This is a genomic window from Actinoplanes utahensis (genome assembly GCF_016862455.1).
In the GTDB taxonomy this organism is placed as follows: Bacteria; Actinomycetota; Actinomycetes; order Mycobacteriales; family Micromonosporaceae; genus Actinoplanes; species Actinoplanes utahensis.
The window spans coordinates 83,193-104,669 of sequence record NZ_BOMZ01000078.1 but is presented as its reverse complement, the minus strand read 5'-3'; the positions used below and the strand labels follow the sequence as shown (position 1 = coordinate 104,669).

Below are 21,477 nucleotides of genomic sequence, written 5' to 3'. Positions count from 1 at the left end.
GATCAGTCGCGGGTGGCTCGGCGGGCGCGTTCCTCGTACGCCTCGCGGGCGGCCGGGTCGGCCCGGCTCAGCAGCCCTCCGGCGTCGGACAGCCGGTCGAGCACGCCCGCGACCCGCCGCGGCAGGGCCTGGGTGACCTTCGTCGGCGCCTGGACCCACCGCGGCACCCACAGCTCCGGCTGCGGCTTGCGCAGGGCGGACTCGATCACCTCGGCCACCTGCTCCGGGCTGACCGAGGTGACGCCGCGGCCGGTGGGGATGCCCGCGGACAGCTCGGTGCGTACCACGGTGGGCAGGATGACCGTGACGTCGACGCCGGCGGGCGCGAGTTCGGCCCGGATCGCCTCGCTGAACCCGACGACGGCGAACTTCGACGCCGAGTAGCTGGCCGCGTTCGGGACGGCGATCCGGCCGACCGCCGAGGCGACGTTGACGATGTGGCCGCGGCCCCGTTCGACCATGCCGGGGGCGACCGCCTTGGTGCCGTTGATCGCGCCGAAGACGTTCACGTCGAAGATGGCCCGGGTGAGCTGGTCGGGTTCCTTGAGCAGCGACCCGAGCGGCATGATCCCGGCGTTGTTGATCAGCGCATCCCACGGTCCCAGGTGGCCGGTGCCGGCCAGGAAGTCGGCCCAGGAGCCGGGGTCGGTGACGTCGAGGCGGGCGGCGGTGACCCGGTCGCCGAACGGCGCGGCGACGGTGGCGGCGAGATCGGCGTCGAGGTCTCCGATGGCGACCGACGCCCCGAGCCGGGCCAGGCGTTCGGCGGTGGCCCGGCCGATGCCCCGCGCGCCGCCGGTGACGATCACGGCCATCCCGGCGATCTTACGAGTCATCGCGGTCTCCCGGGGCCAGCAGGTCGCGTACCGCCCGGCGATTGATCTTGCCGACGCTGGTCAGCGGCACCGCGTCGAGCACCCGCACCTCGCGGGGGTACTTGTACTTCGCCAGCCGGTTCCGGGCGAACTCGATCAGCTCCGCGCCGTCCACCCGCTGACCGGGCACGAGCTGCACGACGGCGACCACCTCCTCGCCGTGTTCGGTGTCCGGCCGGCCCACGCACGCGGCGATCTGCACGGCCGGGTGCTCCAGGAGCGCGTCCTCGACGTCGCGCGGGTAGACGTTGAACCCGCCCCGGATGATCAGGTCCTTGATCCGGTCCACCACGTAGAGGAAACCGTCGGCGTCGAGGTGCCCGACGTCGCCGGTGTGCAGCCATCCGTCCCGGACGGTCCGCGCGGTCAGGTCCGGATCGTTCCAGTAGCCGAGCATCACATTCGGGCCGCGTACGCAGATCTCGCCGTCCGCACCGGTCGGCAGCTCCGTGCCGGACAGGTCGACGATCGCCACCTCGGCGTGCGGCAGTGGCTTGCCGACGCTGCCGGGCCGATGGTCGGTGAGGGTCTCCGCGGAGATCACCGCGCTGCTCTCGGTGCAGCCGTACCCCTGCAGGACGGTGACGCCGAACGCCTTCTCGGCGGCGGCCCGGATCGCCGGTGGCAGGGTGGCGCCGCCGGAGCCGAAGGACCGCAGCGACGACAGGTCGTGGTCGCCGTACGGCTGGGCGAGCAGCATCTGCAGCATGGTGGGCACGAGCGGGCTGGTCTCCAGGCGGTGTTCGGCGACCAGCCGCAGCCAGCCGGCCGGGTCGAACCAGCGCTGGAGCACCGAGACGAGCCGGCGGTCGGAATGCAGGCCGCTGATCACGACGATCAGGCCGTAGGCGTGCGACAGCGGCAACGGCAGCAGCGACCGGGTGGTGTCGCTGGTCCGGGCGGCCTGCTGGAGCCCGTGACCGGACTCCCACAGTCCGCGGTGACTGAGCATGACGCCTTTGGCGCGGCCGGTGGTGCCACCGGTGTAGAGCAGTGCCGCCATGTCGTCGTCGGCGCGCGGCTCGATCCCGGCGGGTTCGCCGGCCTCCAGGTCGGCGTAGTTCTCGCCGATGACGAAGGTGGCGATGTCGAGGCCGGCGGCGGCGGCCCGGAACAGGGTGGCCAGCTCCGGGCTGATGATCGCGGCGGTGGCGCCGGAGTCGGTGAGGATGTGTCGCAGCTCCGGCTCGCTCTGCAGGAAGATCACCGGGGTGACCACGGCGCCGGCCCGCCAGATGGCCCGGTAGGCGATGAACACCTCGGGCGTGTTCATCGTCATCACGATCACCCGGTCGCCGGGGCGGACCCCGTGTGCGCGCAGACCGCCGGCGGTCCGGGTGGACCGTTCGTGGATCTCGGTGGAGGTCAGCCACCGGCCCTCGAAGAACAGCGACTCGTAGTCGCCGAGCCGTTCGTACGCCTGCTCGGCGAGGAGGCCGAGATGGTGCTCCCCCACCGAGGTCATGACGCCGCTCCCATCGCGAGCCGGGCGACCTCGTCGAAGGCCGCGGTGTCGTCGCCGAGCAGGAACCGGTCCACCTTGGCCCGCCGCCAGTACAGGTGCGCGTCGTGTTCCCAGGTGAACCCGGCGCCGCCGTGCACCTGGATCGCCGTCTCGGCCGCGTGTTCCAGGGTGGTCGCGGCGGCGGCCTTGGCGGCGGCCGCGGCCAGCGGCAGTTCGCCGGGCGCGTGGTCGGCGGCCCAGGCGGCCCACCAGACCAGCGACCGCAGCTGCTCCACCTCGACGTACACGTCCACGAGCATGTGCTTGACGGCCTGGTAGGAGCCGATGGCCCGGCCGAACGCCTGGCGCTGTCCGGCGTACGCCACGCCCATGTCGAGCAGGCAGGCGGCGGCGCCGAGGCCTTCGGCGGCGAGGATGGTACGGCCCACCCGATCGGCCCGCCGCCACCGCGCCGCCGCGTCGGGTACCAGGACCGTGGTCTCGCCCAGGGCGACGTCGCCGAGCCCGCGGGTCGCGTCGATCGGCGCCCGCACGGTGACCTCGCCCGGCCCGCAGACCAGCGCCCCGTCCCGCAGCGCCAGGAAGGTGGTGGCCCCGGCCGCGTCGAGGACCGGCCCGTCGTCGTCGACGACCGCCACGGCCAGGCTGCCGTCGGCGATCCCGGCCAGTCGCTCCTCGTCGCCGTCGAGGAGCACGGCCGCCCGCGCGTACGTCACCAGCGACGGTCCGGCGAGGACCCGGCCGGCCTGTTCGGCGACCACGGCGAGGTGCAGGACGCTGCCGCCGCTGTCCGGCCAGGTGATCGTCGCGAATCCGCTCTTGACCAGTTCCTCCCGGCCGGGCCGGACCGCGGCGCCGCCGTCGAGGGCGGCCCGGGCGGCCGCCGGTGACGCCGACGCCGACAGGAACTCCCGGGCCGCGGCGGCCAGGTCGAGGTGCTCGGTGTCCAGGTCGAAGTTCATCCGATGCTCTCCCTGAAGGTGACGCCCTTGTCGGCTCGGGGCTCGGCGGGCAGGCCGAGGACCCGCTCCCCGATGATGTTGCGCAGCACCTGGTCGCTGCCGCCGGCGATGGCCATCCCGGGCAGCACGGCCTGGGCGTTCTGCCAGATGTCACCGGCGACGCGGGCATCCTCGCCGAGCACCCGTACGGCCAGGTCGGTCAGGTCGCGGGCGGATCGGGTGCCGCTCAGTTTGCCCGCGGACGCCTCCGGGCCGGGCAGTTCGCCGCGGCTGATCCGGGACAGCTGCCGGTAGCCGGTGTAGCGGGCGCCGAGCGCGGCCACGTACCCCCGGCCGAGCTGCTGGCGGGCGAGGGCCTGCCGGTCGGCGGACAGCGCGCCGAGATGGGCGGCGACGTGCCGGGCCACCGCCTCCGGTTTGGGGCCGATCCCGGTGCCGCCGCCACCGAGCGACAGCCGTTCGCTCATCAGCGTGGTCAGCGCCACCCGCCAACCGTCGCCGGGCTCGCCGAGGCGTTCACTGTCGGGGATCGCCACGTCGTCGAAGAACACCTCGTTGAAGTGGGCATCGCCGTTCATCTGCCGCAACGGCCGCACGGTGACGCCGGGCGCCGACATGTCGACGACGAACATGGTGAGGCCGCGGTGTTTCGGGACGCCGGGATCGGTACGGGTGAGCAGGATCCCGTAATCGGCCAGGTGCGCGAGGGTCGTCCACACCTTCTGGCCGGTGATCCGCCATCCGCCGCCCGGTTCGCGTACCGCCCGGGTCCGCAGCGCGGCCAGGTCGCTGCCGGCCTCCGGCTCGCTGAACAGCTGGCACCACAGGTCGTCGGCACGCAGCAGCCGCTGGAGATAACGGCTCTTCTGATCCGCGCTGCCGTGCATGATCACGGTGGGCCCGCACATCCCGATGCCGATCAGGTTGATCAGGGCGGGCAGCCCGAGCCGGGCCATCTCCTGGTCGACGATCGCCTGCTGCATCAGGGTGCCGCCGCGGCCACCGGCCTCCACCGGCCAGGCCACCCCGACGAAGCCGGCCTCGTACAGGGCGGCCTGCCAGCCCCGCGGATCGTCCGGATCGGGTCGGCTCTGTTCGAGGAACGCGCGGACCCGGGTGCGCCAGGCCGCCTCGTCGGGAGTGTCGTCGAAATCCACACTGATCCCTTCTGCTCACCGGATACCGGGGGTCACCGGATGCCGAGCCGCCGCAGCAGCCGCAACTGTCTGTTGCCGAGGTTCACGAACGATTCCGCCGGCCGGCCCGGCGGCGGGCCGATCGGCCCGAGACGGGACACCGCCACCGTCTGCGCGTCGGTGAACCGGCGGATGCCCTCCGGGCCGTGCCGGCGGCCCAGCCCGCTGTCGCCGCGGCCGCCCATCGGCGCCTCCACCGTGCCGATGGCCAGTCCGGCCCCGTCGTTGACGTTGACGGCGCCGGCCCGGATCCGGCGGGCCATCGCCTCGGCCGCGGCGGTGTCCCGGCTGAAGACGGCGGCGGACAGGCCGTGCCGGCCGCGGTTGGCGGCGGCGATCGCGGCCGCGTCGCCGGACACCCGGTGCAGCGCCAGGACCGGCCCGAACGTCTCGCCGAGGCACAGGTCCATGTCGTCGGTGACGTCGGCCAGGACGGTGGGCTGGTAGGCGTACGGGCCGATGTCGGGGCGGGCCCGGCCACCGGCGAGCACCGTCGCGCCCTTGGCGACCGCGTCGGTCACGTGCGCGCCGACCTTCTCCAGCTGGGCGCGGGTGGCGAGCGGCCCGATGTCGTAGCCGTAGCCGAGACCCTGGCCGAGCCGTTGCCCGCTGGTGGCGGCCAGCAGCGCGGCGGTGAACGCGTCGTACACCGCGGCGTCCACGATCACCCGCTCGATGTGGACGCACATCTGGCCGCTGTTGGCGAACGCGGCCTCGACGGTGCCGCGGGCGGCCAGGTCCGGGTCGGCGTCGGCGCGGACGATCAGCGGGTTCTTGCCGCCGAGTTCCAGGGAGACACCGATGAGGCGGCGGGCGGCACGTTCGGCCACCGCCCGTCCGGTGGCGGTGGAACCGGTGAAGCACAGGTGGTCGACGGCGTCGACGACCGCCGAGCCGATGGTCGGCCCGTCCCCGGTGACGACCTGCCAGACGTTCTCCGGCAGGCCCGCCTCGGCCATCAGGGCACGGGCCCACAGCAGGGTCAGCGGGGTCTGGCCGTCGGCCTTGCCGAGCACGGCGTTACCGGCCAGCAGCGCCGGGATCAGGTCGCCGACGCCGAGGTAGAGCGGATGGTTCCAGGGCGCGATGATCCCGACGACACCCTTGGGCAGGCGCAGCTCCCGGGCCCGGGTGAGCAGCGGGACGGCCGGGCGCACGGTCCGGTCGGCCAGGTAGGAGCGGCCGTGCCGGGCGTAGTGGCGGGCCACCGTGCCCAGCAGCAGCACCTCCTGCCAGGCGTGCAGGCGGGCCTTGCCGGTCTCCCACTGGATCAGGTCGAGCACCTCGTCCTGGCGCGCGACGAGAAGATCATGGAAGCGGAGTACGACCTCCGCGCGGGCGCCGTACGACAGTCCGGCCCACGGTTCCTGCGCGGTCCGGGCCCGTGCGGCGGCGCTCTCGACGTCCTCGGGGGTGCACACCGGCACGGCGACGGTCGGCAGGGCGTCGTACGGCGCGATCGGGGTGTGCGTGGTCTTGCCGCCGGAGGCGGGCACGGCGACCCAGCGGCGCAGCGAGGCGAGCCGGGCCCCGGTCAGCCAGGCGGGCCGATGGGCGCTGACCGGTCCGGTGTCCACAGCCGGCCCCCGTTCAGTTCCGGACCAGGACGATGGGCTGGCCGTCCTTGGGGAACGGCAGCGCGTGCTGGTCCATCGGCGGCACGTAGCCGGGGTCGACGTTCCAGTGGTGGCCGCGCAGCAGCCGGTGCATGATCGCCTTGACCTCGAGGCCGGCGAAATGCAGGCCGATGCACTTGTGCACGCCGCCGCCGAACGGCTCCCACGCGAACCGGTGCGAGCGGTCCTCCCGGCGCCCGGGCCCGAACCGCTCCGGGTCGAAGACCATCGGGTTGGTCCAGTGCTCCTCCATCAGGTGGGTGAACTGGAGCCCGAGCGAGCAGAACGTGTCCGCCGGGATCCGGACGCCCTCGACCACGGTGTCCTTGACCGTGTAGCGGACCAGCACCGGCACCGGCGTGCGCAGCCGCAGCGCCTCCCGCATCACCAGGTCCAGCGAGACGAGCGACTCCAGCGCGGCCCGGTCCGGCGCCGGGCCGAGCGCCCGCGCCTCCGCCCGGCAGCGTTCCTGCCAGTCCGGATGCTGGCCCAGGTACTGCAGGATCGCGGTGGTGGTGATCGTCGACGTGTCGTGCGCCGCCATCATCAGGAAGATCATGTGGTTGATGACGTCGTCGTCGGAGAACCGGTCGCCGTCCTCGGTCTCGATGTGGCACAGCACGGAGAAGATGTCGTCGGTGGCGGTGGCCCGCTTGGCCGGCAGGTAGTGCCGCAGGAAACCTTCGAGGACCCGCCGGGCGCGATAGGCACGACCCCAGCGGGTGAACGGCACATCGGCCCGGAGCATCCCGCCGGCGGCCTGCACGCAGGCGATGAACGCCCGGTTGACCCGGGCCATCTCGGCCGCGCCGGTGTCGCGCGCGCCGCCCATGAACAGGTCCGCGGCGATGTCCAGGGTCAACTGCTTGAGCCGCCGGTACGCCGGGAACCGCCGGCCGGTCTCCCAGTCCGCGGTGCCGTGGGCGATCGCCGGGTGCAGCCGGCGGGTGTAGCCGTCCAGGCGCTGCGGGGTGAACGCCTCCTGCATGATCCGCCGGTGCCCGTGGTGGTCGTCGAAGTCGAGGAGCATCAGGCCGCGGCGGAAGAACGGGCCGACCAGCTCCGACCAGGCCGGCCCGTTGGCGAACGCCTTGTCCCGGTTCTGCAGCGCCGCGCCGCAGGCGTCCGGCCCGAGCAGCATCACCGTGGTCCGGCCGAGCATGCGGGACGGGGCGACCGGCCCGTACCGCGCCCACTGCCGCCGGTAGTAGGCGACCGGGTCCTTCTGGTAGACGAACAGGTTGCCGATCCAGGGCAGGCCACGGTCCTCGCGGCGCAACTCGGGGAGGGCTCTCGGGGTCCGCGTCTCCGCCGTCATGGGCTCACCTCGCTCGCTCATCTCGCGATGGCGTCCGTATCGGCCAGCCTGGATCTGGAAGAGAGCCCTGTCAATGTTTCGGGCCTGTTGTGGCATGGTTGCGGACATGGCGGTCTACCGTGGCGTCAGCGCCGTCGACCGGGTGGCCCGGCGCCGCGCCCGGCTGCTCGCCGCCGCCCTCACCGTCTGGGCCGACCCGCGCGCCCGCACCACGATGACCGCGGTCTGCGCCGAGGCCGGCCTCAGCGAGCGGTACCTCTACGAGAGTTTCACCGGCCTCGACCAGCTGCTCGAAGCGGTGATGGACGCGATAGCGGCCGAGATCGAGGAGACCAGCCGGGCCGCCGCCGAGGCCGCCGGCGACGACCCGGTGGCGCGGGGCCGGGCGGCGGTGCGGGCGTTCATGGAGCTGCTGCTCGCCGACCCGCGCAAGGGCCGGGTCGCGATCGTGGAGTCGGTGGCCGTGCCGGCGTTACGGCAGCGCCGCACCGCCCTGCTGCGCCACCTGGCCCATCAGTCGGCCCTCGAGTCGCGTGCGGGCCTCGGCGCCGCGGGCCGCAGCGCCGTGCAGGACGAGATCGGCGGGATGCTGTTCATCGGCGGCATGGCCGAGCTGATCACCGCCTGGCTGGACGGCGCCCTGGAGGCGACCACCGACGAGATCGTCGAGGCCGCCTCCCGGGCCCTCCTGGGCATCTACCGTTAGGCCTGGCGGGACGCCAGTTGCACGATCGTCACGTCGGACGGGGCGCCGACCCGCACCGGCGGTCCCCACGCCCCCGCGCCACGGCTGACGTAGAGCTGGGTGTCGCCGTACTGTTCCAGACCGGCCAGGGTCGGGTTCGCGGCGTCGGCGATCATCGTGGCCGGCCACATCTGGCCGCCGTGCGTGTGCCCGGACAGTTGCAGGTCGACGCCGTACCGGACCGCCTCGTCGATGAGGACCGGCTGGTGCGCCAGCAGCACCGACGCGCGCGCCGGATCCCGGTCGCCGAGCGCCTTGCCGAAGTCCGGCCCCGCGCCCGAGTCCGCGCCCGCGACGTCGTTGACCCCGGCCAGATCGAAACCGGGCAGCGGGGTCCGCGCGTTCTCCAGGGGCTGCCAGCCCAGCTCACGCACCTTGGCCACCCATTCGTCGGCGCCGGAGAAGTATTCGTGGTTGCCGGTGACGAAGAACGTGCCGTGCCGCGACCGCAGCCCCCGCAGCGGCTCCACCGACGCCCCGAGCTCGTCCACGTCGCCGTCGACCAGGTCGCCGACGACCGCGATCAGGTCCGGCTGGGTGGCGTTGACGGTGTCGGTGACCCGCTGCGCGAACCCCCGCCCCAGCACCGCGCTGAGGTGGACGTCGCTGACCACGGCGATCCGGAACCCGTGCGCGCTGCGGGGCAGCTTGGCCAGCGGCACGGTGATCCGCTTGACGGCGGGACCGTCGAGCACGCTCCAGGTGCCGAGCCCGACCGTCCCGACCGCGGCCACGGCGGCGCCGGCGCCGACCACCCGGGAGACGAACATGCGGCGGTTGAGCTGCGGCGGCGCGGGCGCGGTCGCGGGCTCTTCCTCGGGGGTACGGGTGTCGCCCACCGCCCCCACGAGCAGCGGCGCGGTTCCCGGTTCTTCCTCCGGGGTACGGGTGTCGCCCACCGCCCCGACGAGCGCCGGCGCGGCCTCCCGGCTGCGCAGCCAGCGGGTCAGCAGTGGCCGTACCAGTTCCCCGGCCAGCACCGCGAGCAGCAGGTACAGGAAGATCGCCAGCCACATGTAGCCCGGCCAGGCGAACGCGGTCTTCACCGCCAGCGGCAGCGGCGGCGACTCGCCGCCCATCGCCGCGACCGCCAGGATCGGCGCGGCGGTGAAGAGCACCGTCCCGGCCCGCCGCCACCGGCTTCCCGGCGTGGTGGTCGCCGCGACCAGGCGCCGCCACAGGTACCAGTGCAGCGCGCCGAAAACGGCGAAGACGAGAACTGCCGCCAGCACGGCTAAAACGATCATGGGTTGGTGCCCGTCCTCCGACTCGATTGACGGCGAAAACTACCAGCGGCCGCCTGTCGAAACGCTGAGAACGTCCCGCCGTAGCGTGGCTCACACCGGTAGGTTGGGCCGGTGACCCATCACGTGTATCGACTGACCGAGGTCGTCGGCAGCAGCCCGACGAGCGTCGACGACGCCATCCGGACCGCGATCAAGAAGGCCGCGGAGACGGTGCGCAACATCGAGTGGTTCGAGGCCAAGGAGATCCGTGGCCAGGTGGTGGACGGGGAGGTGGCCCACTACCAGGTGCTGGTGAAACTCGGCTTCCGCGTCGACGACTAGGCCGGACGCGCTGGATAGGGCTCGGGGACGTCCGCGGTGCGCCGCCGGTCGTACCCCGGCTCCAGCGTGCCGAAGAGCCGGTCCCACACGGTGGTGTAGAAGCCCAGGTTGTAACGGGGTTCGGCGTGGTGCCCGACGTGCATGGCGGGCGTGGCCACCCAGCGGAAGACGACATTGCGGCGCACGGCCGGCGGCAGCGGCTCCACCCCGAGGTGCCCGAGGATCCCGAAGATCAGATTCAGTGCGGTGTACGCCGCCAGCGCCCCCACCGTGAACGGGTGCACCGCCAGCACCACCAGCCACATCGCCCCGAACCCGATCGCCTCCAGCGGATGCAGCGCGAACAGGGTGATCGGCCGGGCGTCGGCGAACACGTGGTGCAGCCGGTGCACCCACGGGAACAGCGCCCGCAGGTGCACGGTGGCGTGCCCCGCGTACATCAGCACGTCCATCACCAGGACCAGCACGGCCAGCTCGACGATCGTGCCGGCGCCGGCATCCGTCCGCAGCACGATGACGCCGTCCTTCCACAGCCACCACCCGGCGACGGTGACGGCCGTGTTCAGCAGCGTGGTGCTGCCGACCAGCGCGAGCTCCAGGGGGTTCACCGGGCCGGGGTCCGGGGTGAGCCGCCGCGCGCCGGGCAGCCGCAACGCGACGTGCCCGAGCAGCGCGCCCACCCCGACGAGCAGGATGTTCTCCACCAGGGCCAGGAGGGCGAACCAGCCGGGGTGCAGCGTCGCGAGGAACTCCAGCATGCCCGCCATCCTGCCGCCGGCCGTCAACCCGCGGTGATCGAGGCGGGCCCGCGCCCGCGCAGTTCCCGGCGTTCGGACTCGGGGATCGTCATCGACTCGGCGAGCACGGCGGCGGCCGCGCCGACGTGATCGCCGTCGACGTCGGCCGGGAACGTCCAGCGCAGGTTCTCGTCCCGGGTGATCAGGTCGATCGCCGGGCGGGGCGTCTTGTCGGCGACGGTGGTCACCCGCACGTACCGCACCTGGTCGACGGGGATCTCCCGCTGGACGTCGCCCTCCTCGAGGAACGGGTTCGTCCCGGTCACCAGGATGCGGCGGTCGGTGACGGCGACCATGGTCCGCGCCGGCGCCTTCTCCTTCGCCGCCCCGAACATGCCCCGCGCGCCGCCGATGATCGTGGAGACGACGTCCGGGCTGTCGGCCGGGTCGGCGAAGGCGAGGACCTCGAGTCTCTCGTCGTCGGCGAGGAACCAGCGCAGGATCCGCAGGTACGGTTCCGGATCGAGGGAGTCGGGCGCGCAGACGACGTCCGGGACCGCGAGCGGCGAGGCCGGTGGGTGCAGGGCGTCGGCGAGCGGTTCGAGCACCGACAGCAGGCTTGCGGAGATGTCCCGGGCCGCTTTCGCGTCCTTGCGTTTCCCGGGCAGCGGCAGCGTGTCCCGGCCGGGCAGTTCGGCGAGGATGCGCAGCTCCCGGGTCAGCGCGTCGACCAGGCGCCGGGTCTCGGCGAGCGCGCTGTCCAGTTCGGTCCGGGTCTGGCGCGCGAGGACCTCGACGAGTCCGGCCTCGGCGGCGTCGTCCGCGCCGGTGGCCCGGGCCCGGGCGGCGTGCAGCGCCTGGTATCCGATCCACGCCTTCACCGACGACAGCAGGGCGTGCGCGTCGAAGACGATCGCCTCGGCGTTGGTCTCCAGGTACTCCCGGCGGGCCCGCGTGCCGAGCCGGTCGATCTGCTCGATGTGGCCGCGCACGTTGCGCTGGTACTGGTCGCGTTGTTTGAGCAGCAGCGCCTTGCTGCCGGCGACCCCCTCCCACACCGACGCGGGAACCGTCTCGACCGCGCGGGCCTGGTCGATGGCGCCGTCCACGGTGGCGACCAGGCCGGTCAGCTCGGCCCACTGCTCGTTGCGGATCTCCCGGAGCACCTGGCCGGTCAGCGCGATGTTGGTCCGGACGAACCCGGTGATCTCGCTGAGCTGCATCTGCAGGGCGACCATGGCGAGGACCGGCCCGACCGCGGCCAAGGCGCCGGCCGCGGTCACCGTCGCCGCCGGGATGAGGCGGGCCTGGTGCACGATGCGGCCGTTCAGGAAGACCGCGCCGAGGTTCGCGCCGTCCTTGACGGCGAGGGTTCCGCCCGCCCGCAGGACGGCCTGGGTCGCGTCGCTGAGCCGGTAGAGGCCCTGCGCTCCGGCGATCGCGCTGCCCAGGTTGCCGGCCACGGCCGCGGTGTTGCCGACGGCGCCGAGGACGGTGGAGATCCGGGTACGGTCGCCGGCCGGCACCAGCCCGAATTCCACCAGATCGCCTTTCAGGTCCGGCGGAACCTCACCGAAGACGATCGCGACGCCGGGAAGTGCCTCCACCAGAACCGTCGTCACCTCTTCACCGGAATGGGAATCCCCATTTCCGTCGGACTCGGCCGATTCCGTTGATTCCTGCATACGTGCCCCTCCCCCACCCGAACGCGTCACCGCCGTCGTTCGCCGCCGCAGTCTACGGTTTCCACCGGGGCGCGGGGATTCCGGATACGCCATTTCAAGAATGCACCGCGATGGCATGAATGGTTAAACTGCGCCAATGGTCCGGGATGAACTGCTGCGGCTGCGCGCGGAGGCGGAGATCGAGGTGGCGACGCTGGCCCGCGATCTGGAGGCCCTGTTCTCCGCCTCCCGCGACTCCAACGCCGACGACGAGCACGACCCGGAGGGCGCCACCGTCGGTTTCGAGCGCGCCCAGCTGACCGCCCTGCTGAACGCGGGCCGCCGGCGGGTCGCCGAGGTCGACGACGCCCTGGCGCGCCTGGACGCCGGCGCCTACGGCGTCTGCGAGTCCTGTGCCCGCCCGATTCCGCCGGAACGGCTCGCGGTCCGCCCGTTCGCCCGCCGCTGTGTGGCGTGCTCCGCCTGATCGGTCACGGCGCCGGTTGCGGCGCCAGCGCCGACACCAGCGGGTGGTCGTACGGCAGGGGGCCGATCCGGGCGGCTCCGCCGGGCGTTCCGAGGTCGGTGAAGAACTCGGCGTTGACGGCCTCGTACACCTTCCACTCGGCGGGCAGATCGTCTTCGTAGTAGATCGCCTCGGTGGGGCAGATCGGCTCGCAGGCGCCGCAGTCGATGCACTCGTCGGGCTGGATGTACAGCGTCCGTTCACCCTCGTAGATGCAGTCGACGGGGCATTCGTCGACGCAGGCCTTGTCCTTGACGTCCACGCAGGGCAGAGCGATCACATAGGTCATGCCGACGGAGGCTAGGACCTCAACCCCGCTTGACCTCAAGCGTTGTTGATCTCCCTCACTCCGCCGGCGACCCGCGCCGGGCCGGCCGGGGCGGTTGCCCTACCAGACCGTCAGGGATGCCTTCGCCCGCGGAGGGTCAGTGGGCCGGATGAGCGGCGGGCCGGCCGGTCAGCAGGGCGGGCAGGTCGGCCATGGCGGTGAAGATGTGGGTGGCGCCGGCGTCCAGCAGCACCTGCGGGGCGTTGTGCGACGGGCTGTCCGGCGGGCAGAACCCGTAGACGGTGGCGCCGGCGGCGACACCGGCCCGCACGCCGGTCGGGGTGTCCTCGACGACGGCGGAACGGGCCGGGTCGACGCCGAGAGCGGCCGCGGCGGCCAGGTAGACGTCCGGCGCCGGTTTGCTGCGCGGCGTCTCCATCCCGCTGAAGATCTTGCCGGCGAACGTGCCGTCCAGGCCGACCTTGGCCAGTTGCAACTCCACCTTGTGCCGGTCGGCGCCGCTGGCGCAGGCGATCCTGCCCCGGTACGCGAGGTCGATCTCGCGGGCCGCGCCGACCGCGCCGGGGATCGGCAGCAGGTTTCGGAGGAGAGCGTCGTTGCGGCGCAGGCGGAAGGTGTCGAGCCATTCGCCGGTCACGGTGAAGCCGGTGTGGGCGGTGATGACGGCGGTCTCGTCGCGCAGCGCCCGGCCGACGAACAGCCGGAAGCAGTCGGCTTCGGAGATCTGCCAGCCGAGTTCGTGCAGCATCGTCCGGAGCACCGTGTTGGTGATGCGTTCGGAGTCGACGAGGACGCCGTCGCAGTCGAACAGGACGGCGTCGTACGCGAGGGTGGCGGTTTCCAGCACGGCGGTGACCCTAACGGCCGGCTCGCGCCCTCCCGCGCCGCCCGGTCCGGACGGTGACGGCGATCTCCCCGGGCGCAGCGCGGGCGCGCCCGGCCCCACCTCCGGCGGTTCGGGGTGCGGGCCGGGCGGCGCCCGGTCAGCCGAAGGCCTTCACCTCCAGCAGTCCGACCGAGGCGGTTCCGCTGGTCAGCGCGACCCGCAGGCGGGTCGTGGCGACCGGGGCGAAGGTGACCTGGTTGTAGCGGTCGGCCGCGATCGGATAACCGCCGGCCGCGGGCACGTCGGCGTACGCGCTGCCGGTCCAGTACTGCAGCTTCCACGAGGCGGGCAGGTCGATGCCCTGGCCGTCGTCGAAGAAGTACACCTGGGCCGACGTCAGGGTCTGCGCGGCCGGCCAGGTCAGTTCGGCCCACTGCTGGCCCTGGTTCGGCCAGGTGCCCCAGCGCCGGTTGACGGTGTCGTTGGACGACGGCGGGTCGATGCCGTCGTTGATCGCCGCGACGCTCTCCCACGACGAGGTGGAGGAGGCGCTCGGCGTGGCCGTTCCGGCCAGGTTCACCGGTCCGGGGTCGACGCCGCCGCCGCGGCTGTACAGCTTGAGCTCGGTCAGGCCGGTCTTCGCGCTGCCGGACGGATGGGTGAACACGATCCGCAGCCGGGCCGTGCCGACCGGGGTGAACCTGACCTTGTTGTAGTTGGCCCGCGGCGTGCCGGGCGTCTTGACCTGGGCGGCGGCCGCGACCCAGGCGGAGCCGTTCCAGTACTGGACGGTGTACGCCGACGGCGGCCGGTACCGGTTGCCGGCCCGGTCGTCACGGAAGTACAGCCGCGCCTCGTCGACCGTCCGGGCCGTCCCGAAGTTCACCTCGTACCAGTCGGTCGCGTTGGGGCTGCCGTAGCTGCCCCACAGCGGCGCGTCGGTCGGCAGCCCGTCCGCCGCGCCCGCCGCCGAGGTGCCGGCGGTGGTGTACGACGCCGACACGCTGCCGCCGGCGACCAGGTTCGGCGCGGTCGAGGTGAGGTCCACGCCCGCCTTGGCCGCGATGTCGACCATCCGGGCGCTGGACTGCACGACGTTCTGCGGGGCCTGCAGCGACGGGAACGCGGTGCTCGCCGCGACCGTTCCGGTGGTGGTGACGGCCCCGGTCGCCGGGTTGTAGGTGAACGGCACGAGCTGATCGACGGTCGCCACCCGGGTCCCGTCGAGGAAGATCGAGTAACCCTGCGGGACACCGGCGTATCTGGTCACTCCGTCCGCCGGATCGTCCCACACCACCGACAGGTCGGCGTTGCGGTAGCGCAGGTTGTTGACGGCGAAGTGACTCCAGCCGATGTTGATCGGGGACAGTTCGATCTGAGTGTCGGTACGCGGCCGCAGCCCCGCCACGTCCTCGATGATCGTCCAGTTGCTGCTGCCGAGGATGTTGTGGTGGATCCACGACCGGTAGGTGATGGCGCTGCCATTCCAGTCGGCCCAGAACTCGTTGGCGTCCGGCCACGCCGTGTCACCGTTGACGTATTGCGCCCAGGCGTTCCAGTACAGCAGCTTCTTGTAGTCCTCGTTGTTCATCCACGTGTTCGGGTAGTTGCGCAGCACCGACGAGTAGAGCCGGAACTGCACCGTCGAGTTGATCGTGGAGAAGTTGTTGCTGCCCGGGTTCCCGGCGGCCGCCGCGGCCGCCTTGTCCACCTGGTTGGCGGTGTAGAACGGGAAGATCGGGTACTGGGCGGCGTCGCCGAACAGGCGCAGCGCCTGCCGGTACTGCTCGGTGTTCGGCATCAGCCCCACCGCGTACGGATAGTAGTTGTTGATCTCCTTCCACGGCACGTGCGTGTTCGTCGCCACGTGCTTGTGCTCGAGGAGCTGCCGCGCCGGGTTCCACAGGGTGCCGACCACGCCGTTGCGGATCCGGTCGGCGAGCGTCCGCATCTCGGCCGCCTTGGCGGTGTTCCCGAGCAGGGTGTACGCCTGCTGGGCGGCGATCGCGGCCGACCACACGTACGCGGTCTCGGCCCGGTCGAGGTTCCCGGCGCGCCAGTGGAACGACACGGCGTCGGCGTCGTTGCCGGTCATCGCGCCCCAGTCGTACTCGATCACGCCGTTGCCGTTGGTGTCGTACGTCGCCAGTTGCCCCTTCACGTCGCCTTCGGCGTACCGGGCGAAGTTCGTCAGCATGGCCGGCTGCCCGCCGTGGATCTGGTAGGCCCGCCACGCCGCCTCGGCGATGTACTGGGTGTACGAGTTCGACCAGTTCTCCGGGTCTCCCGGGTTGTCCTTGAACCTGCCGTTGCCCGAGTACTGCCCGACGGCCAGGTACGGACCGAACGAGTATTCCGCGCTCCGCAGATACTTGAGGTCGTCGATGTGCATCGGCTGGGTCAGCGCGATCGCGTTGTTGTACCCGGTGACGCCCTCGATCGACTGCGGGAACTGGAAGTCCTGGCCCGGGATGTCGGCGTCCAGGTGGTTGAACCGCATCAGCCACCAGCGGTAGTAGACGTTCTTCTTGATCGCAGGGTCCGGCACGTCGATGTACGGGACGTTCTCGGCCCACCAGCGGTTGTAGTCGCGGACGTGGGTGGCGAACGCGTCGGCGGCGGTCCGGGCGCGGTACGCGTCGTACTCGGTCCGTGACGCCGGGATCTCGGTGGCGACGAACCCGAGCTGCACCTTGACCGTCACCGTCTGCCCGGCCGCGACCGAGACCGATCGGCTCAGCGCCCCGTTCGCGGCGGTGAAACCGTCCCCGGACAACCGCGGGTACAGCGTCGTCAGGTTGTTCTTCACGGCCCGGGTGCCGGTGAGCTCGGTGCCGCTGACGGTGTTCGTGTACGGCGAGGTCGCGGTCAGCGTCAGCGTCGTCGCCGCGCTGCCGGTGTTGACCACCGCGACGTTGGTGACCAGCACGTTGTTGTGCGTGATGAACTTGGTGACGTCGAGCCGCACCGACCCGCCGGTGTGCACGCTGCGCCAGTGGCTCGGGGTCTGCCGGCGCTGTGCGGGCTGCTCGGTGAACGTCCCGGACGAGGCGGTGATGGCGTACGCGTTCTGGCTGGAGATGTTGTCCCAGTAGGCGGCGTTGCCACCGAAACCGATCACCGCGGGATTGTGCGTGTACATGAAGGCGGCGCGGCCGCGGGTCATCAGCCAGGGTCCGGCCGGATCGTTGCCGGTACGGGCCAGCAGCCGGTCCATCCAGAAGTCGGTGCCCCCGGCCTCCGCATCGTAGATCGCCCGCATGGTGTCCCCCGTCGAGTACCCGACCGGCGGCGCCGGGATCGACCCGGTGTTGCCGAAGGTGGGATACCCGATCGGCTGCGCGGCCCGCGCCGGCTGCTGCGCCACCACCAGCGAGGCCAGAACCAAGAGCAGGGCCATGGGGTACGCCCGGAGCCGCCTCATGCCGCGAACGCCTTCCACTCGAGAACTCCCGTCGAGAACCCGCTACGGGACGTGATCTGCATCCGGAGCCGGGTCGTGGTGATCGCGCTGGTGAACGTGGTGACGTTCGCGGTGTCGCCGGCCACGCCGCAGTCCGACGGGACGGGAACGGGCACGTATCGACTGCCGTTCCAGTACTGCAGCTGACACGACGCCGGCAGGTCGATGCCCTGGTCGTCGTCGAACCAGTACACCGAGCTCTTGTTGATCGACTTCGCGGTGGGCCACTGGTACTCGATCCACTGCACGCCCTGCTGCGGCCAGTTGCCGTAGGCCAGGTTCGACCGGTCCCGCGAGTCGGCCGGCGCGCCCCCGTTGTTGATCGCCGACAGACTCTCCCAGGACGACACGTACGAGGTGGACGCGGACGCCGACGGCGCCAGGTTCGTCCCGCCGCCACCACCGCCGCCCGGGTTCGGCGGCGGCCCGGTGGTCGTCTGCACCACCGGGCGGATCGTGCCGTCAGCGTTGAAGTACAGCCGGTCCACCGCCACCGACCTGCGGAAATTCCCGCCGCCGGGCGCGTTCGCGTTGTGGTAGACGATGTACCACTGGCCGTTGAACTCCACGATCCCGGCGTGGTTGGTGGTCGACGACACCTGCCCGAGCACGACGCCCCGGTGCGTCCACGGGCCCATCGGGTTCGTCGCTGTCGCGTACCGCTGGCAGGCGTAGTTGGAGTCGCTCACACAGCCGTCGGTGTCGTTGGCGGCGTACATCATGTAGTAGAGGCCGTTGCGTTTGAACATCCACGGCGCCTCCCAATAGTCGGTGAGGCCCTGCGGGGTGACGACCGGCCCGACCGTGTCGATCATGTTGGCGGCCAGGCGCACGGCACGCGGCCCCCAGTAGCCGCCCCAGTACAGGTAGGCCTGCCCGTCGTCGTCGACGAAGACGGTCGGGTCGATGTCGAGCCCGGACGAGTTCGGGGTGCTGTCGCTGATCAGCGGCCCGCCCTTGGCGTCGGTGAACGGCCCGAGCGGGCTGTCGCCGACCGCGACGCCGATGTCCATCCACCCGGCGCCGTTGCCGTTGACCGAGGTGTACCAGTAGTACCTGCCGTTGCGCGGCTCCACCTCGCCGGCCCAGGCGTCCGCGCCGGCCCACCGGAAGGTGCCGATGTTCGCCTTCGCGCCCTGGTCGGTCCAGGTGGCCGCGTCGGTCGACGACAGCACGTGCCATTCCCGCATGGCGAAGTCGGCACCCCCGGCGGGAGCCTCGTCCCGGCCGGCGTAGATGTACATGGTGTCCCCGACGACCAGCGGCGCCGGGTCGGCGGTGTAGATGCTGGTGATGATCGGGTTGGCGGCCTGTGCCGGCGTCCCGGCCGCCGCGACCGCGGCGACCGCCGTGACCAGCACGCACAGCGCGGCCGGCCATCTCCTCCTCGACATGCGACTCCTTCGTCGTTCCACCGGTGCCCGGCCGTCTCCGGCCGGGCACGAGAACCTGGGGATCAGTAGCCGTAGCGGCTCTTCAGGTGCCGCCACCAGTCGCGGAACATCCACGCGTCGAACTCGGTGATCCGCGCGGCGCTGCCGGCCTTCATCAGGAAGCCGCCGACACCGCTCGGGGTCCAGTCGTAGAAGTCGTCCAGGCCCCAGGTATGACCGATCTCGTGCAGCAGGATGTGCATGTCGGCGGCGTTGATGTTGTTCAGGAAGTACTCCTTGCCGACCCGCTGGCCCCAGTCGCCGCCCGCGCCGCCGCCGAACCCGTCGGTCAGCCACAGCGACTGGTCATAGTGCCGGGCCACCCCACCGGGACAGTTCGGGTACCGGCCGTTCTGGTTGAAGAACCGGCCGCACGGGACGCCGCACTGCGGCGCGTTCTCCCGGATGTCGTTGACGTAGATGTCCACGGACGTGTCGGTCCACTGCAACTGCGACCGATTCCGTACGGCCCAGCCGACCACCCTCACCGGCACCTGGGCGTACGGCCAGGCGTTGTGCCCGGTCAACTCGTCCGTCCACTTCTTGTGCTGGCGGGCCAGGGCGGCGTGGATCGCGTCGCGCTGGGCGGCGGTCACGGTCGCCGAGGAGTCCCAGCGCACGCAGTAGTTGACGTAGCCGCGGTTGGCCATCACCTGGTCCCAGCCGTAGTTGCGGAACCCGTACAGATCGCCGTTGTTGTAGGTCTGCTCCTGGTGCTGCCACACCTGGTCGAGCGGGGTGATCAGGTTCGCCGGAGGGCTCCACGTCGCCGGGGCGGCGTGTGCCCGCGCCGGGGTCAGGGCGAGCACGGTCAGGATGGCGAGGAGGGCCGAGCACAGGGCCCGGACCGGTCGTCGGGGTCTCACAGAACCTCCAGAGATAGATGAGGATCAATGCGTTACGGCGATCCCATCCCCCGCGCGACGGCATCGGTGATCATCGGGGCACCCCGCTCGCCGAACCACCCCGCCCCAGGGCTCCCGTCCGGCGAATCCGCTCCCGGCTGCCAGATTCCCTTACGAAAACGTTTTCGGCAAGATGTGAACGGTGTTACGAATAGATGTTCTTCAGCCCATCCCGATGCTGGTCGCGTCCCCGCAACCATGAACGGCCGGACCGAAAGGCGGCTCACCTCTCGTTTTGGTCCGGCCCGCCGGGCCCACCCGATCGCATTCAGCTGATCGAAACTGGTCGATCGTGCGCCGGCGACCCGCTCCCCATGGTCCGGGATTCGACACTGGCGACCTTGCGACTCACCGCCCGGCCGGGAGGGTCACCACACCCCCGGAGCACCGCGACAGTGAAAATCATGAATGAATTCATGGATCTCACCCACCGGGTCGTCTCCCTCAGTGACCGAGAACTACAGATCCTCACCCTGGTAGCCGAAGGCAAGACCAACAAGCAGATCGGCGCCCACCTGTACCTGAGCGCCGCGACCATCCACAGCCACCTGGCCAAGGTCTTCCGCAAACTCGACGCCAACGACCGCGCCCACGCGGTGGCCAAGGCCTTCCGCGCGGGCGTCCTGCAGTGACCCAGCCTTCCCCCCACCGAACAAGCCCGGCGCACGCCACCGCGCGCGCCGGGCCGGTGTCGGGTCAGCAGCGGCCCAGGTCCTGCCACTGTTCGGTCCAGCCGGGCTCGGAGCCCTGGGTCCAGTAGCGGGCCCGCCACAGGTGCACGCCCTCGCCCGACTTCGGACCGGACGGGTCGCCGTGCCGGCTCTTCTCGTGTTTCACCGTACTGCCGCCGGTGTAGACGGTTCCGTGCTGCCAGGCCGGAGCGCTGGAGCAGTCCCCGGCGGGCGGCGGCGTCGGCACCGAGACCGACGGCGTCGGCGAGGACGGCGACGGGTCGACGCACGGCCCGGAGGAGGCGACCGTGTCGGCGAACCGGGTGCCCGCCGTCCGGTACGCCGCCGTCTGTGCGCTGACCTGTGCCGGCGACAGCACCTGGTTCTTGGCGAACAGCACCCAGTCGACCTGTTCGATGTAGGTGGACAGCCCCCCGGTGTGGGCGGCCGTGTCGATGAACCACAGGTTCCAGTTGATCGTCATCGTCTGGCGCGGGAAGTACTTGCCGCCGTGGTCACCGACCCGGACTCCGTCGATCCAGTAGACGACGCGCCCGTCGGCGACCTGCGCCACCAGATCGTGCCACCCGTCCAGGCTGGAACGCTGCTCCGAGTGCAGGTTGTCGGCGTACCAGGGGTCGGCCCGGTAGGTGTACCAGGTCGTCTGATAGTTGATCGGCCCGGTCTCGCCCCACCCGCCGTTCGGCAGGTACTCGGAGATGTCGAGCTCGCTGTAGGTGGGGTCCATGTCGCCGTTGAGCGGGCTGATCGTGAAGAACGTCTGGTTGATGTGGTCGCCGTCGGCGCCGCTGACCGGTGTGTCGGTGAACCGGACCCGGCTGGCGTAGGTGCCTTCCAGGTAGCGCTTCCGGGTGGAGTACAACTCGGCGTGCCTGGTCCCGGCGGCGGTGCCGTCGGTGGACGCGGTCAGTTGCATCACCTGCTGCCCGTCGCCGGCGGGGAAGGTGATCGCGGACGGCGACCAGGTGGCGCCGGGCACCCCGGGCCCGCCCTGGTAGCTGCGGGGTGTCCAGCCGTTGGCGGTCAGGGCGGGGTCGGTGGCGGAGGTGTAGTGGAAGTCGTCGAACAGGTAGCCGCAGTCGGCGGCGGCGGCGCTGCCGGCGTTGGCAGCGACGACCCCGAATGCGGACAATGCAGACACCAGCAGGCCGGCGAAGAGCCGTCTACCCATGGTCATGGGAACTCCTAGGTGGGGTT

The 21,477-nt window shown here is 71.6% G+C and carries 19 protein-coding genes; 4 read left to right on the top strand and 15 right to left on the bottom strand.

Features of this window, described 5'->3' with window-relative positions; all coding sequences use genetic code 11:
* Positions 1–2 precede the first annotated feature (2 nt).
* The 6 genes from Aut01nite_RS26465 to Aut01nite_RS26440 are packed head-to-tail and all read right to left on the bottom strand — an operon-like array spanning position 3 to position 7,432.
* Positions 3–836 (bottom strand): SDR family oxidoreductase, encoded by an 834-nt coding sequence (locus Aut01nite_RS26465; RefSeq protein WP_043527223.1) that lies wholly within the window; start codon positions 834–836, stop codon positions 3–5.
* The gene (locus Aut01nite_RS26460) at positions 826–2,340 is read right to left on the bottom strand and encodes a class I adenylate-forming enzyme family protein (RefSeq protein WP_043527222.1); all 1,515 of its coding nucleotides are present in this window, start codon (positions 2,338–2,340) and stop codon (positions 826–828) included. Before Aut01nite_RS26460 ends, Aut01nite_RS26465 begins: the two co-directional genes overlap by 11 nt.
* On the bottom strand, positions 2,337–3,302 hold the full coding sequence (locus Aut01nite_RS26455) for an acyl-CoA dehydrogenase family protein (protein ID WP_043527220.1): 966 nt from the start codon (positions 3,300–3,302) through the stop codon (positions 2,337–2,339). The genes Aut01nite_RS26460 and Aut01nite_RS26455 overlap by 4 nt, the downstream gene beginning before the upstream one ends.
* Entirely contained in the window at positions 3,299–4,459 is a 1,161-nt protein-coding gene (locus Aut01nite_RS26450) for an acyl-CoA dehydrogenase family protein (protein ID WP_043527218.1), read from the bottom strand. Before Aut01nite_RS26450 ends, Aut01nite_RS26455 begins: the two co-directional genes overlap by 4 nt.
* Before the next feature lie 32 nt (positions 4,460–4,491).
* Positions 4,492–6,075: a succinic semialdehyde dehydrogenase gene (locus Aut01nite_RS26445; RefSeq protein WP_043527216.1), complete on the bottom strand. Its 1,584-nt coding sequence runs from the start codon at positions 6,073–6,075 to the stop codon at positions 4,492–4,494.
* A gap of 13 nt (positions 6,076–6,088) precedes the next feature.
* Positions 6,089–7,432 (bottom strand): cytochrome P450, encoded by a 1,344-nt coding sequence (locus Aut01nite_RS26440; RefSeq protein ID WP_043527215.1) that lies wholly within the window; start codon positions 7,430–7,432, stop codon positions 6,089–6,091.
* A 106-nt stretch (positions 7,433–7,538) separates the two neighbouring features.
* Between Aut01nite_RS26440 and Aut01nite_RS26435 the strand changes: the two genes are divergently transcribed.
* Entirely contained in the window at positions 7,539–8,138 is a 600-nt protein-coding gene (locus tag Aut01nite_RS26435; RefSeq protein ID WP_236642817.1) for a TetR/AcrR family transcriptional regulator, read from the top strand.
* On the opposite strand, the gene Aut01nite_RS26430 is transcribed toward Aut01nite_RS26435, so the two are convergent.
* Positions 8,135–9,424, bottom strand: coding sequence for a metallophosphoesterase (locus Aut01nite_RS26430; protein ID WP_043527212.1), 1,290 nt, complete (start codon positions 9,422–9,424; stop codon positions 8,135–8,137). The genes Aut01nite_RS26435 and Aut01nite_RS26430 overlap by 4 nt on opposite strands.
* A gap of 111 nt (positions 9,425–9,535) precedes the next feature.
* Here Aut01nite_RS26430 and Aut01nite_RS26425 point away from each other — a divergent pair, with 111 nt between their 5' ends.
* The gene (locus Aut01nite_RS26425) at positions 9,536–9,745 is read left to right on the top strand and encodes a dodecin (RefSeq protein WP_043527210.1); all 210 of its coding nucleotides are present in this window, start codon (positions 9,536–9,538) and stop codon (positions 9,743–9,745) included.
* Here the strand turns inward: Aut01nite_RS26425 and Aut01nite_RS26420 are convergent.
* A complete protein-coding gene (locus Aut01nite_RS26420; protein ID WP_043527326.1) occupies positions 9,742–10,503 on the bottom strand; it encodes a sterol desaturase family protein in 762 nt (253 codons plus the stop codon). The two genes, Aut01nite_RS26425 and Aut01nite_RS26420, sit on opposite strands and share 4 nt — an antisense overlap.
* 23 nt (positions 10,504–10,526) lie before the next feature.
* Positions 10,527–12,104: a hypothetical protein gene (locus Aut01nite_RS26415; protein ID WP_201775547.1), complete on the bottom strand. Its 1,578-nt coding sequence runs from the start codon at positions 12,102–12,104 to the stop codon at positions 10,527–10,529.
* A gap of 199 nt (positions 12,105–12,303) precedes the next feature.
* Here Aut01nite_RS26415 and Aut01nite_RS26410 point away from each other — a divergent pair, with 199 nt between their 5' ends.
* Positions 12,304–12,633: a TraR/DksA family transcriptional regulator gene (locus tag Aut01nite_RS26410; protein ID WP_043527208.1), complete on the top strand. Its 330-nt coding sequence runs from the start codon at positions 12,304–12,306 to the stop codon at positions 12,631–12,633.
* Positions 12,634–12,637: 4 nt separating this feature from the next.
* On the opposite strand, the gene fdxA is transcribed toward Aut01nite_RS26410, so the two are convergent.
* The 5 genes from fdxA to Aut01nite_RS26385 all read right to left on the bottom strand — a co-directional run bounded on the left by fdxA (position 12,638) and on the right by Aut01nite_RS26385 (position 19,549).
* Positions 12,638–12,961: a ferredoxin gene (gene fdxA, locus Aut01nite_RS26405; RefSeq protein ID WP_043527206.1), complete on the bottom strand. Its 324-nt coding sequence runs from the start codon at positions 12,959–12,961 to the stop codon at positions 12,638–12,640.
* Positions 12,962–13,097: 136 nt separating this feature from the next.
* Positions 13,098–13,808, bottom strand: a complete 711-nt coding sequence (locus tag Aut01nite_RS26400; protein WP_236642816.1) for an HAD family hydrolase — start codon at positions 13,806–13,808, stop codon at positions 13,098–13,100.
* Between the two features lie 136 nt (positions 13,809–13,944).
* Positions 13,945–17,187, bottom strand: coding sequence for a discoidin domain-containing protein (locus Aut01nite_RS26395; protein ID WP_236642814.1), 3,243 nt, complete (start codon positions 17,185–17,187; stop codon positions 13,945–13,947).
* A gap of 20 nt (positions 17,188–17,207) precedes the next feature.
* A complete protein-coding gene (locus tag Aut01nite_RS26390; protein ID WP_043527203.1) occupies positions 17,208–18,644 on the bottom strand; it encodes a glycoside hydrolase family 43 protein in 1,437 nt (478 codons plus the stop codon).
* A gap of 62 nt (positions 18,645–18,706) precedes the next feature.
* Positions 18,707–19,549: a hypothetical protein gene (locus Aut01nite_RS26385; RefSeq protein WP_052163972.1), complete on the bottom strand. Its 843-nt coding sequence runs from the start codon at positions 19,547–19,549 to the stop codon at positions 18,707–18,709.
* 443 nt (positions 19,550–19,992) lie between these two features.
* Here Aut01nite_RS26385 and Aut01nite_RS26380 point away from each other — a divergent pair, with 443 nt between their 5' ends.
* Positions 19,993–20,220 (top strand): helix-turn-helix domain-containing protein, encoded by a 228-nt coding sequence (locus Aut01nite_RS26380; RefSeq protein ID WP_052163971.1) that lies wholly within the window; start codon positions 19,993–19,995, stop codon positions 20,218–20,220.
* 64 nt (positions 20,221–20,284) lie between these two features.
* Here the strand turns inward: Aut01nite_RS26380 and Aut01nite_RS26375 are convergent, their stop codons facing one another.
* On the bottom strand, positions 20,285–21,457 hold the full coding sequence (locus Aut01nite_RS26375; protein ID WP_043527200.1) for a glycosyl hydrolase: 1,173 nt from the start codon (positions 21,455–21,457) through the stop codon (positions 20,285–20,287).
* Positions 21,458–21,477: the final 20 nt, after the last annotated feature.

Coding starts and splice junctions, on each gene's coding strand:
- Aut01nite_RS26465 (WP_043527223.1), bottom strand. CDS start 836: ATGACTCGTAAGATCGCCGGGATGGCCGTGATCGTCACCGGCGGCGCG.
- Aut01nite_RS26460 (WP_043527222.1), bottom strand. CDS start 2,340: ATGACCTCGGTGGGGGAGCACCATCTCGGCCTCCTCGCCGAGCAGGCG.
- Aut01nite_RS26455 (WP_043527220.1), bottom strand. CDS start 3,302: ATGAACTTCGACCTGGACACCGAGCACCTCGACCTGGCCGCCGCGGCC.
- Aut01nite_RS26440 (WP_043527215.1), bottom strand. CDS start 7,432: ATGACGGCGGAGACGCGGACCCCGAGAGCCCTCCCCGAGTTGCGCCGC.
- Aut01nite_RS26435 (WP_236642817.1), top strand. CDS start 7,539: ATGGCGGTCTACCGTGGCGTCAGCGCCGTCGACCGGGTGGCCCGGCGC.
- Aut01nite_RS26430 (WP_043527212.1), bottom strand. CDS start 9,424: ATGATCGTTTTAGCCGTGCTGGCGGCAGTTCTCGTCTTCGCCGTTTTC.
- Aut01nite_RS26420 (WP_043527326.1), bottom strand. CDS start 10,503: ATGCTGGAGTTCCTCGCGACGCTGCACCCCGGCTGGTTCGCCCTCCTG.
- Aut01nite_RS26410 (WP_043527208.1), top strand. CDS start 12,304: ATGGTCCGGGATGAACTGCTGCGGCTGCGCGCGGAGGCGGAGATCGAG.
- fdxA (WP_043527206.1), bottom strand. CDS start 12,961: ATGACCTATGTGATCGCTCTGCCCTGCGTGGACGTCAAGGACAAGGCC.
- Aut01nite_RS26395 (WP_236642814.1), bottom strand. CDS start 17,187: ATGGCCCTGCTCTTGGTTCTGGCCTCGCTGGTGGTGGCGCAGCAGCCG.
- Aut01nite_RS26390 (WP_043527203.1), bottom strand. CDS start 18,644: ATGTCGAGGAGGAGATGGCCGGCCGCGCTGTGCGTGCTGGTCACGGCG.
- Aut01nite_RS26380 (WP_052163971.1), top strand. CDS start 19,993: ATGAATGAATTCATGGATCTCACCCACCGGGTCGTCTCCCTCAGTGAC.
- Aut01nite_RS26375 (WP_043527200.1), bottom strand. CDS start 21,457: ATGACCATGGGTAGACGGCTCTTCGCCGGCCTGCTGGTGTCTGCATTG.